The organism is Flavobacterium azooxidireducens, from assembly GCF_023195775.1.
Taxonomy (GTDB): Bacteria; Bacteroidota; Bacteroidia; order Flavobacteriales; family Flavobacteriaceae; genus Flavobacterium; species Flavobacterium azooxidireducens.
Genome location: NZ_CP096205.1, coordinates 2,205,624 through 2,221,040, shown reverse-complemented (window position 1 = coordinate 2,221,040; position 15,417 = coordinate 2,205,624). Strand labels below are relative to the sequence as shown.

Below are 15,417 nucleotides of genomic sequence, written 5' to 3'. Positions count from 1 at the left end.
AGAAAAAGGAGGGATAAACTCCCTCCTTTCAATTAATTATGTAAATAAAAGTTTATTTTTTTACAATCTTTTTGGTTTCCGATTTTCCATCAGAACTTAATTGTAACAAATAAATTCCGCTTTGTAAATCGCTAATGTTGATTTGTTGATTTTCTAAGTTTCCGGCTTTAATTATTTTTCCATCGATGGTAAATAAATTAAATGTAACATCGCTGTAAGAATGATTGATATTCAAAACTTCAGACGCAGGGTTTGGATAAACTTTGAAAATTAAACTTGTATTTTCAGGAATACTCAAAGGCATTTCAACACCTTTGGCACTGAAGTTATTAAAGGTTACTCTATCGCCATTATCGGCAGTTAAATTATCTCCCGAAAAACGAACTCTTACTTTAAAGTTAGCGTTATTGTTCGCTGTAGCGATAGCCGAAAAATCAGTTTCAAATAATTGATAAGTTGCTGTTAATGGCATGTTTGAATTGGCTAATCCGGCATTGGTGAAAGTTGAACCATCTACTGAATAATCCATCACAATTCCATCGGCAGCATTTTCATCTTTGGCAGCAAAACCAAACACAATATCTTCATAACCTAAAGTTGAAAAACTGAAAATCATTGCATTTTCAAAACCTTCATTTTGGAAAGGTTGTTTGATTTGTAAACCTCTCATATTAGAAGTAGCAAACGGTAAATTATTATTAGCTTCCGGCATATAATTAATGTCGGTTGGGCTATTTCTTCTTTCCATCGAAGCTTTTCTCCAATTTGGATGTGTATTATCAAATGGATAACCTACCAAACAAGATTGATAGTTTAAAACACCTTCTGTTCCTACTTCAAAAGATGAATTTAAAGCGGTTAGTGGTGTGTCGTTTGTTACACTTCCATCCATCATCCAAAAATAAATTGGTTCTTCGGTTGCAGGAACTTCAGCAGGAATAAAATTCGCAGTAACTGAGAAATTTCCGGTTGGAGTATAGGTAATTTCAGCATCAGTACTATCCACATCGCCACTCCAATGACTGAAAGTAAAACCTTCTAACGGAATGGCAGTTAACGTTACAGGAATGTTGTGAAAGTAAATTCCTGTCCAAGGATAAGGATTTGCTGAAACGCCCGGAGTATCTGATGTAATATTAATAGTATTGATTTTCACATACCCATTTGTATCATCATTTACATCTAAAGTTGCATTAATATCGTTTGAAATTCCAAACTTCGCACGAATGTGTTCTCTTTGGTAATCCGGTCTTTCTATGGCAAATGTTTCCACCACATTTTGACTTTCTAACCACCAAGCAAAACTGTATGGAGCAGCCCAACGATTGTACTGTTCCGCAATTTCAGGTTCAATTACCGCTGCAAATTGATTGGATAAATCAACCACTCTTTCCGGTAAAAAGAACGTGTTCATCATATCAGCAAAACGATTGATAAAACTTAATTCAAACGCTTCGTTTTCTAATAATCGTCGTAAAATTAACGTTGACCATTCCGGATTTGGCCAAATTGGACCTCCTAACGCAGTTGCAAATTCTAAAGTGTTGTGGTCGTTTATATCCAACATCAGACTAAAACCTGCATCAGTATCTTTGATGGCTGTTCTCCATCTACCATCGTTTCCATAAGGAGCATCAGGTTCAAAAGCGGCTGTTTTCTTTCTCCAAAACAACGTATTCCAACCCGGCCAATCGGTGTTTTGAATAAAGATATTAGTAATAAAATAATCTCTAAAATTATCAACATCCATTTGGGTATTGATATAAGATAAATTAGCATCATCAACTAAAGAATTATTTTGAAAATACGAATACATAGCTTGAAAATGAGCATCGCTACCCTCATCAATTACATAACCATCGGCTAAAATTTCAATATCAGCTTCAACAATTCCATATTTTCTCTCAAAATAATGTCTGTCTAAACGTTCTCTGATATTTAGCATTCCCCAATATTCTCCGTTTAAAAAAACAACAGAAGGTTGATACGCTTGATTATCCAAACCTGTTTTTTCAATTAATTCGTGTGTAAATGCATCTTTATAATAAGTGTTAAAAAAGTCATTTCCTGAATTTCTCAAAACCAATCTTTTGTAACTATCAAAATCCTCATTTGGAAAAATTGGATAATCAAAAGTGCTTGCTCCTAACTCTGATCGTGCATATAATCGTAACGATTTGTTTTGATAAGTTCTGGTTCCTCCTCCGTTAATACGAATTCCAACCCGTTGACTTAACACTTCTCCTCCATTAACAAAATAATTGAAATGACCAATTTGTTCGGTTGTATCACCGGAACGATCATAATTTCCTTCTCCATTAAATAAAGTTGGTGTATTAGGATTTTCTAAACGCCAATTATCAAAATCTTCACCAGCAACGTAAATTCCATCATTATAATCAAAAAATTTATTTTCATCCACACTTAATGAGATAACCGGAATCGAGAAACGGTCTGTTCCTTCAGGAGAAACAAAATAACTTTCGGTAACAATATCACTCGTTAATGCTCCCGCTTTATAAGCTCTGGCACGAACAACTGTTCCTTTGAAAATATTAAAATCAGGAATATAATAAGATGGATCAGCATCATAGGTAGATGAAATCGTTGAAATATCATTCGGTTCGCTTGTTCTATCCACAATGGTTAGCGGAGCAGAATATTGCATCGATTGAAAACTTTTCGTCAAAAATGTTTCCGATGGCAATTGCCCCACTTCATAAGGATATTCATTTTTGTATTGATAAGTGGTTCCTGCCAAATTATCAATGTTGGGATCAGAACCATCTGTGGTATAAACAATCGTTACTTCAGGATCAGGATGACTAATTGTTAATCCAAAACTTGTTGTATAAAAACCTCCATTTGCAGAAAAACTTGGCGGATCTAAAACATCTGTATAACCAGTTGATGTATTGTTGGTTTCACCGGGAGTTGGCACAGGAAAATATACAAAAATAGCAGAACCATCTGTTTGCCTTCCGTAAGTGAAATTTTGTGGCACCAAAACAGCCGGATAACTATCTTCAACATCACCGTTTGGTTTTGTTAGCGTAATTACCTCGCCACCCGAACTAATTTTAAAATTAGTATGTAATGGAAAATTAATATCAGTTCTATTTTTATCTGAACACCAAACAAGTAAATGTTCGCCCGGTTCGATCCAATACGCTGGAAAAACCCATTGATATGGATTTGTAGATAAATCTGTTAACCCGTAGCCTTCTAAATTAATGGCTTCTGTTCCGGTGTTGTATAATTCCACCCAATCTTCATAACTCCCGTCATCATCAGTTATTACTGTTGAGTTTGATGTAATAATTTCGTTAATCACAACATTTTGAGCACTTAACTGAAAAAAAGTTAAAAGTAAAAATGTTAGAAAAGTAATTTTTTTCATAATTTGATATCATTAAATTTTATCGAAATTAAACAAGAAATTAACATTATGGCAACATACTCGTTGTAATACATTCAATTCTCGTTAAACTACCAAAATTCAATTTTTAGCAAACCCAAATCTTCCAAATCATAAAAATTTGTTGATAAACTGCTTTTTTGGTTGAAAAATTCTAAAAATATTAGCCGTTGTTTAACTAATAATTAGAAGACTAATAATTACTTTTGTGTGCTTAAAACTGAACCCGTTTCGGTTTCATTAACAACACACATTTACCCTTAAGAAAATACATGAAAACAGATGCATTTGCTTTACGCCATTTAGGTCCACGTGAGAGCGACTTAAATCACATGTTTAAAACAATTGGAGTTGAAAGTTTTGATCAACTTATCTACGAAACTATTCCAGACGACATTCGTCTTAAAAAAGATTTAGAATTAGATCCTGCCATGACCGAATATGAATATTTGAATCATATTCAAGAACTTGGCAAAAAGAATAAAGTTTTCAAATCATACATTGGTTTGGGCTACCATCCTACCATTATTCCGGCAGTAATTCAACGGAATATTTTTGAAAATCCGGGTTGGTACACTGCCTACACGCCTTATCAAGCAGAAATTGCTCAAGGCCGTTTAGAAGCGATTCTGAATTTTCAAACCACCGTTATCGAATTAAGCGGAATGGAAATTGCCAACGCTTCCTTGTTAGACGAAGGAACCTCAGCCGCAGAAGCCATGGCTCTTTTGTTTGACGTTCGTTCTCGCGACCAAAAGAAAAACAACGTAAATAAATTCTTTGTTTCCGAAGAAATTTTACCTCAAACATTATCGGTTCTTCAAACGCGTTCTACACCAATTGGCGTAGAATTAGTAGTTGGAAATCATGAAAATTTTGACTTTTCTTCAGACTATTTTGGAGCGATTTTACAATATCCCGGGAAATTTGGTCAAGTTAACGACTATGCCGGTTTTATTGCAAAAGCAAAAGCAAATGAAATAAAAGTAGCTGTGGCTGCCGATATTTTATCGTTAGTAAAATTAACTCCTCCGGGAGAAATGGGTGCCGATGTAGTGGTGGGAACAACACAACGTTTCGGAATACCGATGGGATACGGCGGACCTCATGCCGCTTTTTTTGCCACCAAAGAAGAATATAAACGCTCCATGCCCGGAAGAATTATTGGTGTAACGATTGACACCAACGGAAATCGTGCGTTACGAATGGCTCTTCAAACCCGCGAACAACACATTAAACGTGAAAAGGCAACTTCCAACATTTGTACTGCTCAAGTTTTATTGGCAGTGATGGCCGGAATGTATGCTGTTTTTCATGGCCCAAAAGGTTTACAATATATTGCTGATAAAGTACACGCTTCGGCAGTTACATTAGCAGAAGCTCTTAACAAATTAGGTGTTTATCAAACCAACACCGCTTTCTTTGACACCATTTCAGTAAAAGCCGATGCTTCTAAAGTAAAAGCAATTGCCGAAAAACACGAAGTGAATTTCTTTTATGTGGATGTCGAAACTATTTCCATTTCAATAAACGAGACCACTTCTATCAAAGATATTAATCAAATTATTTCCATTTTTGCTGAAGCAGTTGGCAAAGATAATGAGGCAATTAATCAATTAGCTAATGAGTCAATGGTTCCTGAAAACTTAGTAAGAAAGTCTGCTTTCTTACAACACGAAGTTTTCAACAACCATCATTCTGAATCGCAATTAATGCGATATATCAAAAAATTAGAACGCAAAGATTTATCGTTAAATCATTCGATGATTTCGTTAGGATCTTGTACGATGAAATTAAACGCTGCTGCCGAAATGTTGCCTTTATCAATGGCAAACTGGAACAGCATTCACCCTTTTGCCCCAATTGAACAAGCAGGAGGTTATCAAATCATGCTTAAAAAATTAGAGCATCAATTAAACGTAGTAACCGGTTTTCAAGGAACAACCTTGCAACCTAACTCCGGTGCTCAAGGCGAATATGCCGGCTTGATGGCTATTAGAGCTTATCATTTATCAAGAGGCGACAACCACAGAAATGTGTGTTTAATACCGGCTTCGGCACACGGAACAAATCCGGCTTCGGCTGCAATGGCAGGAATGGAAATCATCGTAACCAAAACCATGGAAAACGGAAATATCGACGTAGAAGATGTTCGTGCAAAAGCTATTGAACACGCTGCCAATCTTTCCTGTTTAATGGTTACTTATCCATCTACGCACGGCGTTTTTGAAAGTGCAATCTGCGAAATCACAAAAATAATTCATGAAAATGGTGGTTTGGTTTATATGGATGGTGCTAACATGAATGCACAAGTAGGTTTAACCAATCCGGCTACCATTGGTGCAGATGTTTGTCACTTAAACCTACACAAAACATTCGCTATTCCGCATGGAGGTGGTGGTCCGGGTGTTGGTCCAATTTGTGTGAACGAAAAATTAGTACCGTTTTTGCCGACTAACCCAATCATTCCAACAGGAGGAAGTCAGGCCATCACAGCTATTTCTGCTGCTCCTTATGGTTCTGCGTTGGTGTGTTTAATTTCGTATGGCTACATCACGATGTTGGGTGCAGAAGGTTTAAAAAGTGCAACTCAATTTGCTATTTTAAATGCAAACTATATGAAAACCCGTTTAGAAGCACATTATCCAATTTTATATTCCGGAGAAATGGGCAGAGCGGCACACGAAATGATTTTAGATTGCAGAGGTTTTGAAGAAAAAGGCATCAAAGTTACCGACATAGCCAAACGTTTAATGGATTATGGCTTCCATGCTCCAACCGTTTCGTTTCCGGTAGCAGGAACGTTGATGATTGAACCAACAGAATCAGAAGATTTAGCTGAATTAGACCGTTTTTCTGACGCCATGATTTCCATTCGAAAAGAAATTGAAACAGCAACCAAAGAAGAGGCAAATAATGTGTTACGAAATGCTCCGCACACGTTGGCAATGGTTACAAATGACAGTTGGGTTTTTCCGTACACAAGAGAACAAGCCGCTTTTCCATTGGATTATATTGCAGAAAACAAATTCTGGCCAACCGTTCGTCGTGTAGATGAAGCGTATGGCGATAGAAATTTGGTTTGTAGCTGTGCTCCGATTGAAGCATATATGTAATAAATTTGTTTCAAGTTTCAGGTTTCAAGTTTTCGCAACTTGAAACTTGAAACCTGAAACTAAACTACCTTATGAACGACATCCAAACCCAACAAGACCTCTACCATTTGGTAGACGAATTCTACAAAAAACTCTTAGCCGATGAACGAATCAGCTATATTTTTACTGATGTTGTGAAAATAAAAATAGAAGAGCATCTTCCTATTTTGGTCACATTTTGGTCGCAAGGCATTTTAGGCACGGGTGGTTATACAAAAAACCTGACGCAAATACATTTAGACATTAACGAAAAAGAATATTTATCGCCTGAGTTATTTAAAATTTGGCTCACTCATTTTAATAACTCCGTAGATGAAAATTTCAAAGGTGAAAACGCAGAGAAAATCAAAACCCAAGCACTCAGTATCGCTACCGTTATGCAGATAAAGATATCGCAAAATAAAAGCTAAAAATTAAGAGTTGTATAATTTTTAATCTATAAATCTGTATAATTCACAATAATCATCACAAGAATAGTTTTATCCTATATTTTTACGTTTATTATTGATAATTTCGCTCTCTATACCACAATAAAGTATGAATATCAAAATAACTGGGTCAGGAAGCTATATTCCAACAGAAACGGTAACTAATTTAGACTTTGCTCAACACCAATTTCTTAACAGCGACGGTACACCGTTTTCGCAACCCAACGAAGTTGTCGCAGAAAAATTCTTAGAAATCACCGGAATACAAGAAAGACGATATGTTACCGATGATTTATTAACGTCAGACATCGCATTCATAGCCGCTAAAAAAGCAATTGAAGATGCTAAAATTGACCCGGAAACCTTAGATTACATCATTTTTGCCCATAACTTTGGTGATGTAAAAAAAGGAGCTATTCAAGCCGATTTGTTACCTAGTTTAGCTTCACGCGTAAAGCACAGTTTGCGAATTAAAAACCCAAAATGCGTGGCCTACGACGTGCTTTTTGGTTGCCCGGGTTGGATAGAAGGAATCATTCAAGCACAAGCATTCATCAAAGCCGGAATGGCAAAAAAATGCCTTGTGATTGGTGCCGAAACCCTTTCGCGTGTTGTCGACAGACACGACCGCGACAGCATGATCTATTCCGATGGTGCAGGAGCAACCATCTTGGAAACCACCAATGAAGAAGGTGGAATTCTAACTCACACTACCGCAACGTTCACCTACGACGAAGCCTATTACCTCTTTTTTGGTGATTCGTTCAACAAAACCCACGATCCGGATGTCCGATACATCAAAATGCACGGTCGAAAAATATATGAATTTGCATTAAGTCAAGTACCAAAAGCCATGAAAGAATGCTTAGACGAAAGTGGAATTTCGATACACGACGTTAAAAAAATCCTCATTCATCAAGCCAACGAAAAAATGGACGAAGCCATTATCGAACGCTTTTTTAAACTCTATAACTTGCCCACTCCGGAAAACATAATGCCGATGAGCATCCATCATTTGGGCAATTCCAGTGTGGCAACCATCCCAACTTTGTATGATTTACTCATGAAAGGTCAACTCGAAAACCAATCGGTAAACAAAGGCGACATCGTCATTTTTGCCTCGGTAGGTTCCGGAATGAACATCAATGCATTTGTTTATAGAATGTAATTTCTCAGGAGCTAATCCTGCTTTCCGTTACAAGCTTGTTTGCAAAAACTGTTTTTTCTAAGCCGCCCCAAGAGCTCCCAAGGTCGCTTTGGGTCAGCAAGAAAAAATCAGTTTTTGCTTCACAAGGCTTTTCACTTCAATCAGGGCTACATCGTGCCAACATCAAATTATTTAGTACATTTGTGTCACGAAAAACAAACCATGTACGAAAAAACATTTCCCAACAAACGATTCAAAATTACCCTTGAATTTCTGGAAAAACACCTTTCTAAATCAGAAACCATTCTCGATTTAGGAGTAGAAAATCCGTTTTCAACCATCATGAAAGAAAATGGTTTTTCTGTTAAAAACACCATCGGCGAAGATTTAGACAACGACCAATCTACCTTGCAAAACGAGAATTATTCTACCGTAACCGCTTTTGAAATTTTCGAACATTTACTCAATCCATACACCGTTTTACAAAATGTAAAATGCGACAAACTATTCATCTCCATTCCGCTACGACTATGGTTTTCATCGGCCTACCGCAGCAAAACAGATCAATGGGATCGCCATTACCACGAATTTGAAGACTGGCAACTCGATTGGCTTTTAGAAAAAAACGGGTTTAAAATTGTGGATAGTGTGAGGTTTACGCATCCCACTAATAAAATTGGGTTTCGTCCTATATTAAGGTATTTTACGAATCGGTATTATTTGGTTTACGCAGTTCGTCAATAACAATATCAATTTCAAAATTCAATTTCAAAAATTGTAGTTTTCAAAATGAAATATTATATCATCATACCAACTTTTAACGAAGAAAAATTTATTTCACTCACTTTACAGTCGCTAGTGGAACAAACGGTTTTGCCTTCCAAAGTGGTGGTGGTGAATGATGGTTCAACAGATAAAACCGAAGAAATCATAAAATCCTTTGTTGAAAAACATGCTTTTATTTCTTTGGTAAACAAAAATTCCGAAGCCATTCATCTTCCGGGAAGTAAAGTCATTCATGCCTTCAATAAAGGATTAGAAACAGTAGATGACAACTATGATTTTATCGTAAAAGCCGATGCCGATTTAATTTTTCCTCCCAATTATTTCGAAACAATTATCAACCATTTTCAATCCGATTCATCAATTGGAATGGTCGGTGGATTTGCTTACATCGAAAAAAATGGCGAATGGATTTTAGAAAATCTAACCGACAAAGACCACATACGCGGAGCATTCAAAGCCTACCGAAAAGCCTGTTTTGAAGAAATTGGCGGATTAAAACCGGCAATGGGTTGGGATACCGTAGACGAATTGCTTTGTAAATTCTACAATTGGAAATTCGTAACCGATTCATCCTTACAAGTCAAACACCTCAAACCTACCGGAGCCAATTACAACCAAGCCGCACGATTTAAACAAGGTGAAGCGTTTTATAGTTTGGGATATGGTTTTTGGATCACGGCTATTGCTTCTTTAAAATTGGCTCTGCTCAAGAAAAAACCTTTCTTATTTTTCGATTACCTTCAAGGTTTTTGGAAAGCAAAATCAGCAAAAAAGCCGCTTTTAGTCACATCTGAACAAGCAAAATTTATAAAAAAATATCGCATACATAAGATTAAAGAAAAAATTCGAATATTTTAATAAAAAAAATCTTATTTATTTGAAAAAAAATTATATTTGCCAACAATAAAAGACAAAACATGAAAAAATTAATTTTATTATTAGTTGCTTGCGTTTCATTAACGTCAATTACATCTTGTTCTAACGACGATGACAACTCATCTGCATCATTAGAAGGAAAATGGGAATTTTCAAAATATGGATATTCATTTGCTGGACAAGAATTCCTTTTTGATTACGAACACACCTCTGGTTGCACAAAAGATTACATTGTATTTACAAGTAACACAACCACAAACCACACGTTCTCAAGTAATGGTTCTGGTGGCTGTATTGAAGAAATTGATAATGCTACTTACACGAGAAATGGAAATGTATTGACATCAAATAGTGATGAAACAATTGAAATCGTTTCAATTTCCGATACTACTTTGAAATTCAGGCTCTTATATGAAGGAGAAAATGAGGAGATTCCAGATGGAGCTGCTGCTCTTATCGTTTTAAAAAGAATTAACTAATTTCATTTTTAAGAAAGATCAACCCGCTTTTTAACTAAGGCGGTTTTTTTTGTTTTAAAAAGCACCGTTCAAATCCCAAAACCGAAACTTTTTCCTATTTTTGCTTTATGCTAAAAATGCTTACACACATAGGGAAATATTTCCTGATGCTGAAAGAAGTCTTCAACAAACCACTCAAATGGAGTGCGATGAGGACGTTAATCTTTAAAGAAATCGATGATTTAATTATTGGTTCTTTAGGAATTGTTGCTTTCATCTCCTTCTTTGTTGGCGGAGTTGTAGCCATTCAAACGGCATTGAACCTTACCAATCCATTAATACCAAAATACCTCATTGGTTTTGCCACAAGACAATCGGTTATTCTGGAATTTGCTCCAACGTTTATTTCCATCATCATGGCCGGAAAAATGGGTTCGTTTATCACTTCAAGTATTGGAACGATGCGAGTTACCGAGCAAATCGACGCATTGGAAGTAATGGGAGTCAATTCATTAAACTATTTGGTTTTCCCAAAAATAATTGCCCTTCTACTCTATCCTTTTGTGATTGGTATTAGTATGTTCTTAGGGATTTTAGGCGGCTGGATGGCCGGAGTTTACGGTGGTTTCACTTCCAGTGACGAATTTATTATGGGATTACAAACAGAATTTATTCCGTTTCATATTGCGTATGCATTTATTAAAACGATGATTTTTGCCATTATTTTGGCGACCATTCCATCTTATCACGGCTATTATATGAAAGGTGGAGCTTTAGAAGTTGGTAAAGCGAGTACCGTATCCTTTGTTTGGTCTTCGGTGGCAATTATATTGGCCAATTATATTTTAACCCAATTATTGTTGAGCAAATGATAGAAATTAAAAACATAGAAAAGTCATTTGGCGAACATAAAGTTTTAAAAGGAATTTCCTCTGTTTTTGAAACGGGGAAAACCAACTTAATTATTGGTCAAAGTGGTTCAGGAAAAACTGTTTTACTTAAAACATTATTAGGAATTCATTCGCCAGACTCAGGAACAATTTCGTTTGACGGAAGAATTTATTCTGAATTATCTGCCGATGAAAAAAGAGCTTTACGCACAGAAATTGGAATGGTTTTTCAAGGAAGTGCTTTGTTTGACAGCATGACCGTGGAAGAAAATGTTGGTTTTCCGTTGAAAATGTTTACCAAACAAACGCCAAAAGAAATTCAAGAACGCGTTGATTTTGTTTTAAAAAGAGTAAATTTAGTGGATGCTCATAAAAAGAAACCTTCTGAAATTTCGGGTGGTATGCAAAAAAGGGTTGCGATTGCCAGAGCAATTGTGAACAAGCCTAAATATCTTTTTTGTGACGAACCCAACTCCGGATTAGACCCTAAAACAGCGATAGTAATTGATAATTTGATTAAAGAAATTACAGAAGAATACGACATTACAACCGTTATCAATACCCACGACATGAACTCTGTGATGGAAATTGGCGAAAAAATCATCTTCCTTAAAGAAGGAATTCTTGCTTGGGAAGGCACGAAAAAAGACATCTTCAAAACAGACAACGAAGCCATTGTTGATTTTGTCTATTCCTCTAATTTATTCAAAAAAATCAGAAAAGCTCAGAACAAAGGAGAATAAACTATTCGGTTGTTGTTAAATAAACCCAGCCCGTTCTTCCTTCTCCATTATCAAATTCAACATAATAATAGTAGGTTGCACTTGGCAATAGATTTCCTCTTTTGTCTTGTCCTCGCCATTGATTTACATAACCATCAAGTTCATAAACCACCATACCATATCGATTATAAATTTTCACTTTTAGGTTTTCGCCTAAATCAGTTAAATCAAATGTATCGTTAAGACCATCACCATTTGGTGATAATCCTTTAGGAATAGTACAAATTGTTTTCGTGATATCAATAAACTCTTCTGCAGAGCAACCAAATTCATTGGTTATAGTTAATGTATAAATTCCTTTTGTAAGCCCAGTTATATCTATCGGATTTTGAGAACTTGTAAATCCGTTTGGTCCAGTCCATGAAAAAATTAGATTTGGATTATCAAGTGTTTGGCCTGAATGTGAAGCCGTAACCATCATTCTGTCGTTAATACAGAGATTTTCCAAACTAAATTCAGGCACTTCACTAACAAGAACCTCAACTGATGATGGAGTGGATGGGCAGCCATTTGTTTCAATTGAAACCGTATATGTTCCATTATTTACTGAAGAAATTGAATCAATGATTGGATTTTGTTCATTGGATGAAAATCCGTTTGGCCCAACCCATTGATAAACTGCATCTGGAATTGTTGTAGCATAAAGTTGAACAGAATTACTTTCACAAATTAGCGAATCAACTGAAGCAATTGGGCTTTCAGGCGTTTCTAAAATGGTAATATTCACAAATGATTCGTCAAAAGAATCACAATTTCCTTCTACTCTATATGTAAATTGATATTCTCCAGGACTTAAATTACTGGTATCCCAATTGTTTTGATTAAGAGTGCCGCTTGTTGTAATTTCTGTCCAAACTCCTGCGGTTGAATATGTTCCGGATAAAAATGTAAACAAATCTAAAGTAGCCTGCGGTCCACAAAAAGTTTCATTAGATCCTTCTCCTGCTTCGGGCAATATGTCGGTTGAATTAATTTCAAATTCTAATTCTAAGTTAATACAACTACTTGGATTGTTTGGATTGGTTATAAGTACATGATATACTCCATTATGAAGTGCGGGTGAATAATTTGGGATTACCAACGAATTTGAAGTACTAATAATAACCGAAGAATTATCATTCAGCCACCACTGATAAGTTAAAAAAGAGAAATTGGGTGTTAATAAAGTTACTGTTTCACCTATACAAATGGATGAGGGCACTATTTCAAACAAAACAGATTCAGAAATTTCAAATTCACTATTTCTTAAATTTCCACAACTATCTTCGATTTGAAAAGTATAAATTCCGATTTCTAATGAAAGAAAAGTGGTTGAATTTGCGTTTTCAATTAAAAAAGGATTACCGTTTTTTTCAATAATTCTATATAACAAAGGTGGAACTCCCGATGCATCTACAATAACATCTCGTAAATTGTTGCCACAAGAGAAGCTGTAAATATTGTTTATTCTTGGTAAACCTGTGAATTCAAATTCATAAAGAAACTCATTACAATATTGAGCAATATTTCCGTTACTAACAACTTGATATCGTTTCATAATTCTAAATTGCCCAAAATAGGGTAAATTATAATTAATGGTATTGTTCATCAAATTTATAGAGTTTGTTGCCGTTAGTTGAGTTCCATCTACATAAACAACTCCAGTAAGTGGATGTCCCCAATTTCCTGATACCGGATCATATTTTTGCAACCAAAATGATGGAGCTGCAAAATTATTACTGGTATGATACAACCCTAAATCAAAGGAACCACAATTTTCAAAAACTTCTACATTGGTGGAGAAAGAATACCCTTGAATTGTAACATTACTGGAGGATTGAGCACCACAAACATCAATCCATTCGAAAACATAATCCCCAGCCGGTAATCCTGTGAGAATTAAATCACCATTTATATTAATATTGGAACTAACATTGTACGGAAGAGGAAAGGGAAAACTTTGCGGAGCAGTAATTAAAACAACCGATTGAAATGTATTGATTCCATTTAAATTTAACGAACCAAAGCCTACTTCGCAACCCTCAATTACAAAAACTATTGGGGCTACAGCATTTGGATTGCTAACAATAATTGCAATTTCAAATTCATTATCGCAACTATCTAAGACTAAAAGAGTATAAGTTCCGGGTGATAAATATCCTGTTATTGGAAAACCATTTTCGCCAATTGGCAAAATATACGGGATAGTATTTGTTGTGTATGTATCTGGGGCACTTATTATAGTAGCACTTACTGCTTTATCTATAAAGTAAGATTTTCCTTGACAAGCAGAATCAATTTCAATGGCAGTTGGTGGTTCTGGTTCAGGAATTTGAACTTGAATAGACAACTGAAAATCATTTCCGCATATATCTACACCAGTTATAACATAGTTGCCCTCAACTAAAAAACCGGTTACCGGAAACCCATTGCCTCCAATTGGCATAGTGTATGGGATTGCATTTGTCAGATAGGTAGCTGGAGCACTAATTATGGTTGCACTTTGTGCATGATTAATATAATATGAAATTTCTTCACAATTTTTTTCAAGTTCTAAAGCTGCAGGGGATGGATTAGAATGTGTTAATGAACCATCTCCTGTAACTTCATTTCCGCAAGCGTCAGTGATAGTGTATGAGTAACTATATGTTTCGCCGTCAAAAATTTGATAGCCTTGAACAATAATATATTCTTCTCCTAATGAATTAATTGTTTGATTTATAATAATCTGATTAGCATTTGGAGGATTAATAGTGAACTGAATCGTAAGTGGATAAACAATCATTCCATTACCAGGCAAAACAGAAAGTGCCACTGTTGAAGTAGTACAGTTCAACCATTCTGCTCCAGATTCTACTTCTACAGTTAAGCTTGTTTGTGAAGAAAACAAGATGAATGTTTGCACAGAGGCATCTCCACAAACATCAAAAACTCGAACTACGTATGTTCCTCCTGTTAATCCTGTAAAGACATTAGTTGTTTGCAATGGAACAGTTACAGGTCCAGAAATAATTTCATACGATTGTGCTGTTCCGGTGAGCACATTAACACTAATCACTCCATCAGACCCACATAATTCATTTTGTCCTATCAATTGATAGGTTAACACAACTGTTAAATCCTGAATATCAACTGTTTGCACCTGCGAATTACTTAACGCCCCGAATGTCTGAGTTGCTATTACTGTATAAGTTCCTGAGGTTAAGCCATTTAACGTAGATGTATTTAAAACAGCTACAGGCGTTATTAAATCAGGTAATTTATAGACAGAATAAGTAACACTTGCCCCGGCAGTAATTCCTGAAACAGTAAAAGTTAGCGTTCCATTTGCAGTACACGTTTCATTTGTTGATGCGACTTGTAGAGTAAAGTCACTGAGTTGAGCAAACGAAAAATTAAAGAAAAAAAGATGAAAAAAAAGTAAAAACAAAAATTTTCGGTTTATTAATGCCAATTTGCTCATCTTAAAATATTTAATTAGGAATGAAAAGTAAGAAA

General features: G+C 35.6%; 10 protein-coding genes. 8 read left to right on the top strand and 2 right to left on the bottom strand.

Going from position 1 to position 15,417, the window contains the following annotated elements; translation table 11 throughout:
- Positions 1-52: 52 nt before the first annotated feature.
- Entirely contained in the window at positions 53-3,400 is a 3,348-nt protein-coding gene (locus M0M57_RS09670) for a CotH kinase family protein (RefSeq protein ID WP_248432849.1), read from the bottom strand.
- 290 nt (positions 3,401-3,690) lie between these two features.
- Between M0M57_RS09670 and gcvP the strand changes: the two genes are divergently transcribed.
- The 8 genes from gcvP to M0M57_RS09630 all read left to right on the top strand — a co-directional run bounded on the left by gcvP (position 3,691) and on the right by M0M57_RS09630 (position 11,901).
- The gene (gcvP, locus tag M0M57_RS09665) at positions 3,691-6,534 is read left to right on the top strand and encodes an aminomethyl-transferring glycine dehydrogenase (RefSeq protein WP_248432848.1); all 2,844 of its coding nucleotides are present in this window, start codon (positions 3,691-3,693) and stop codon (positions 6,532-6,534) included.
- Between the two features lie 71 nt (positions 6,535-6,605).
- Entirely contained in the window at positions 6,606-6,983 is a 378-nt protein-coding gene (locus M0M57_RS09660) for a group III truncated hemoglobin (RefSeq protein WP_248432847.1), read from the top strand.
- Positions 6,984-7,110: 127 nt separating this feature from the next.
- Positions 7,111-8,169 (top strand): 3-oxoacyl-ACP synthase III family protein, encoded by a 1,059-nt coding sequence (locus M0M57_RS09655; protein ID WP_248432846.1) that lies wholly within the window; start codon positions 7,111-7,113, stop codon positions 8,167-8,169.
- Between the two features lie 201 nt (positions 8,170-8,370).
- Positions 8,371-8,892 (top strand): class I SAM-dependent methyltransferase, encoded by a 522-nt coding sequence (locus M0M57_RS09650; RefSeq protein WP_248432845.1) that lies wholly within the window; start codon positions 8,371-8,373, stop codon positions 8,890-8,892.
- A 45-nt stretch (positions 8,893-8,937) separates the two neighbouring features.
- A complete protein-coding gene (locus tag M0M57_RS09645; RefSeq protein ID WP_248432844.1) occupies positions 8,938-9,792 on the top strand; it encodes a glycosyltransferase family 2 protein in 855 nt (284 codons plus the stop codon).
- Positions 9,793-9,851: 59 nt separating this feature from the next.
- Entirely contained in the window at positions 9,852-10,289 is a 438-nt protein-coding gene (locus tag M0M57_RS09640; RefSeq protein ID WP_248432843.1) for a lipocalin-like domain-containing protein, read from the top strand.
- A gap of 107 nt (positions 10,290-10,396) precedes the next feature.
- The gene (locus tag M0M57_RS09635) at positions 10,397-11,140 is read left to right on the top strand and encodes an MlaE family ABC transporter permease (RefSeq protein WP_248432842.1); all 744 of its coding nucleotides are present in this window, start codon (positions 10,397-10,399) and stop codon (positions 11,138-11,140) included.
- On the top strand, positions 11,137-11,901 hold the full coding sequence (locus tag M0M57_RS09630) for an ABC transporter ATP-binding protein (protein ID WP_248432841.1): 765 nt from the start codon (positions 11,137-11,139) through the stop codon (positions 11,899-11,901). The genes M0M57_RS09635 and M0M57_RS09630 overlap by 4 nt, the downstream gene beginning before the upstream one ends.
- Before the next feature lies 1 nt (position 11,902).
- On the opposite strand, the gene M0M57_RS09625 is transcribed toward M0M57_RS09630, so the two are convergent.
- Complete coding sequence (locus M0M57_RS09625) at positions 11,903-15,382, bottom strand: T9SS type B sorting domain-containing protein (protein ID WP_248432840.1); 3,480 nt, start codon at positions 15,380-15,382, stop codon at positions 11,903-11,905.
- Between the last annotated feature and the right edge of the window lie 35 nt (positions 15,383-15,417).

Coding starts and splice junctions, on each gene's coding strand:
- M0M57_RS09670 (WP_248432849.1), bottom strand. CDS start 3,400: ATGAAAAAAATTACTTTTCTAACATTTTTACTTTTAACTTTTTTTCAG.
- gcvP (WP_248432848.1), top strand. CDS start 3,691: ATGAAAACAGATGCATTTGCTTTACGCCATTTAGGTCCACGTGAGAGC.
- M0M57_RS09660 (WP_248432847.1), top strand. CDS start 6,606: ATGAACGACATCCAAACCCAACAAGACCTCTACCATTTGGTAGACGAA.
- M0M57_RS09655 (WP_248432846.1), top strand. CDS start 7,111: ATGAATATCAAAATAACTGGGTCAGGAAGCTATATTCCAACAGAAACG.
- M0M57_RS09650 (WP_248432845.1), top strand. CDS start 8,371: ATGTACGAAAAAACATTTCCCAACAAACGATTCAAAATTACCCTTGAA.
- M0M57_RS09645 (WP_248432844.1), top strand. CDS start 8,938: ATGAAATATTATATCATCATACCAACTTTTAACGAAGAAAAATTTATT.
- M0M57_RS09640 (WP_248432843.1), top strand. CDS start 9,852: ATGAAAAAATTAATTTTATTATTAGTTGCTTGCGTTTCATTAACGTCA.
- M0M57_RS09635 (WP_248432842.1), top strand. CDS start 10,397: ATGCTAAAAATGCTTACACACATAGGGAAATATTTCCTGATGCTGAAA.
- M0M57_RS09630 (WP_248432841.1), top strand. CDS start 11,137: ATGATAGAAATTAAAAACATAGAAAAGTCATTTGGCGAACATAAAGTT.
- M0M57_RS09625 (WP_248432840.1), bottom strand. CDS start 15,382: ATGAGCAAATTGGCATTAATAAACCGAAAATTTTTGTTTTTACTTTTT.